At 42.5% G+C, this 2313-nt stretch carries 2 protein-coding genes; both read left to right on the top strand.

The features are described from left to right. Nucleotides 1–900 precede the first annotated feature (900 nt). Nucleotides 901–1284 (top strand): reverse transcriptase domain-containing protein, encoded by a 384-nt coding sequence (locus RDS42_RS14220; protein ID WP_308784234.1) that lies wholly within the window; start codon nt 901–903, stop codon nt 1282–1284. Between the two features lie 42 nt (nt 1285–1326). Continuing rightward, nucleotides 1327–2217, top strand: a complete 891-nt coding sequence (locus RDS42_RS14215) for a helix-turn-helix transcriptional regulator (protein ID WP_308784233.1) — start codon at nt 1327–1329, stop codon at nt 2215–2217. Nucleotides 2218–2313: the final 96 nt, after the last annotated feature.

The raw sequence follows: 2313 nt of genomic DNA, 5'->3' as shown, positions 1-2313 counted from the left end.
TAACAGACCCTTATAGGGTCAAAGCAAACCACCGGCTAAGCCGGTGGTCGTGATTCGGGCAGTGTTTTACATTCGGAGAGGGAAGCCTTTTTATTTGACAGTATAACAGAGGAAGATAAGTAGTATGTAATAAGTTTCATGCCCTGTTTCCTGCAGGTTGATTTTTTTAACAGAAGTCAATCAGAACTCCATTGTTTTCTGCATTGTGTTTTTTTATAATACAGTCAGGAGGTGTGCGCCAGTTCGGTGCCGAATATATAACTGGTGGGAATCCAGTCTGGTAAGACCTAGCAAGTCGCCAGTACCGAGTCCTTGGAGCGTCAAAGGCTAACGATGATGTTTAAGCGTAGGACAGGGAACAGGAACGCCGTAATGCGAAAGCGTGAAGTGATTGAGCTTCGTTAGAATTATCGATTGTGTGGGGTGGTCTGTTACCTCTTCGGGTCACCAACAAGGAATAATCGTTAGTGCGAGATTATGAAAACACACCGGAGTCCGAGAGCACGGCATACCTGATACTGTTATATTCGGCATACCTGGGAGACCTGGACAGTTCTGGACATGAGCCAGTAGGGAGTATCGACCAATGCAATGGTGAGTACAAACGAAGACTGTTGAGGAGTCGGATTCATCCATATTACCGATGAAGGAAGTAATGACTCTGGAGGGAAGGGATGGACAATAAGTTGCTTTTGCAATCGAAACATAGAAAGCACAGGAGGCAGACATTCTATGGAAAAAGAGAAAGCAGAAATAGCCAGTCTCGTGGAGAAATATGGCAGAGTTCAGTCGTTGATGAAATACGTCAACAAGGACACACTCAAAGAATCTTACAGCAAATAGCCAAAAGGTAAAGCGGTAGGAGTAGACGAAGTTACAAAGGAAGAATACGGAGAGAGGTTGGAGGAAAATATTGAAAATCTGTTAGTAAGAATGAAGAAATTTTCCTACAGACCATACCCGGTACGCAGAGCATACATCCCGAAAGGGGATGGGAAAATGCGAGGACTTGGAATTCCGTCATTTGAGGACAAAGTGGTTCAGGGCGTCTTCAAGGAAATACTCGAGTCGATATATGAGCCAAAGTTAAAGGAGTTCTCTTTCGGTTTTCGACTAAATAAGAGTTGTCACGACGCAATCCAGAGAGTAAACAAACATATTATGGCAGATAAGTGCATATTAGGCGAATGGCTTATTGAAGAGCCGTATGCCTTAATAGGGCACGTGCGGTTCTGTGAGGGGCTTTTGAGACTTGAACCTCTCATCGCAAAAGAATTTAGATGAAAGGAAGTGAAAAGTCGAGACAAAGTCTACTCGACGGAACAGATGAAAGAGATCAGACTTGGCAGTGTAATAATAAAAAATCGTCATAAGCGAGGAATCACACAAGATGAACTGGCGGCATATCTGGGGGTATCGAAAGCTGCGGTTTCTAAATGGGAAACGGCAATGACGTATCCGGATATTACACTGCTGCCCCGGCTTGCTGCATATTTTGATATCAGTATTGACGAGCTTATGGGATATGAGCCTCAGTTGGATAAAATGGAAATCCGAAAATACTACTTTCAGTTTGCAGAAGAATTTTCGATTCTTTCTTTTGAGGAGGTATTGGAGCACTGTCATGAAATAATAAAAAAATATCATTCCTGTTATCCGCTTTTATTTCATATGGGAATTTTGCTGGTGAATCACTTTATGCTGGCAGGAAGCCATGAAAGATCAGAACAGGTGCTGGAAGAGGCGAGAGAACTTTTTAACCGGATAAAAACAGAAACAGATGATCCGAAGCTTGGAAAAGAGTCTCTTCAGCTGGAAGCTTACTGTCTGTTGATTTTGAAACGCCCGGAAGAGGTGTTGGGTCTGCTGGGAGAATATATGCCGATGTCCGGTCCGGAAGAACCGATTCTGGCGTCTGCCTATCAGCTTCTGGGCAATTATTCTGAGGCAAAAAAAATTTTACAGATTGGATTATACAAAGAGGTTGTTTCCATATGCAATATATTATCCTCTTATATGAATTTCTGTGAAGATGATCAGGAGGAATTTGCTCAGATCTGCAGACGCTTTCTGGCATTTGCAGACACTTTCCATTTAGATACACTTCATCCGGGAATCATGCTTCCTGGCTATCTGGTTATAGCGCAAGGCTGGGCGAAGAGAAAAAATATGGAAAAAACGTTGGAATTTCTGGAAAAATATACAGAGCTTGCATAAGGAGAGATTTATCCTTTGGAACTTCACGGTGATTCTTTCTTTTGTTATTCGGCAAATTAAACGCTGCCTTTTCCGTTAGATTAAAACAGGTCTTTT

This window comes from uncultured Blautia sp. (assembly GCF_902497045.1).
In the GTDB taxonomy this organism is placed as follows: domain Bacteria; phylum Bacillota; class Clostridia; order Lachnospirales; family Lachnospiraceae; genus Blautia_A.
This window is presented reverse-complemented; position numbering and strand designations above follow the sequence as displayed.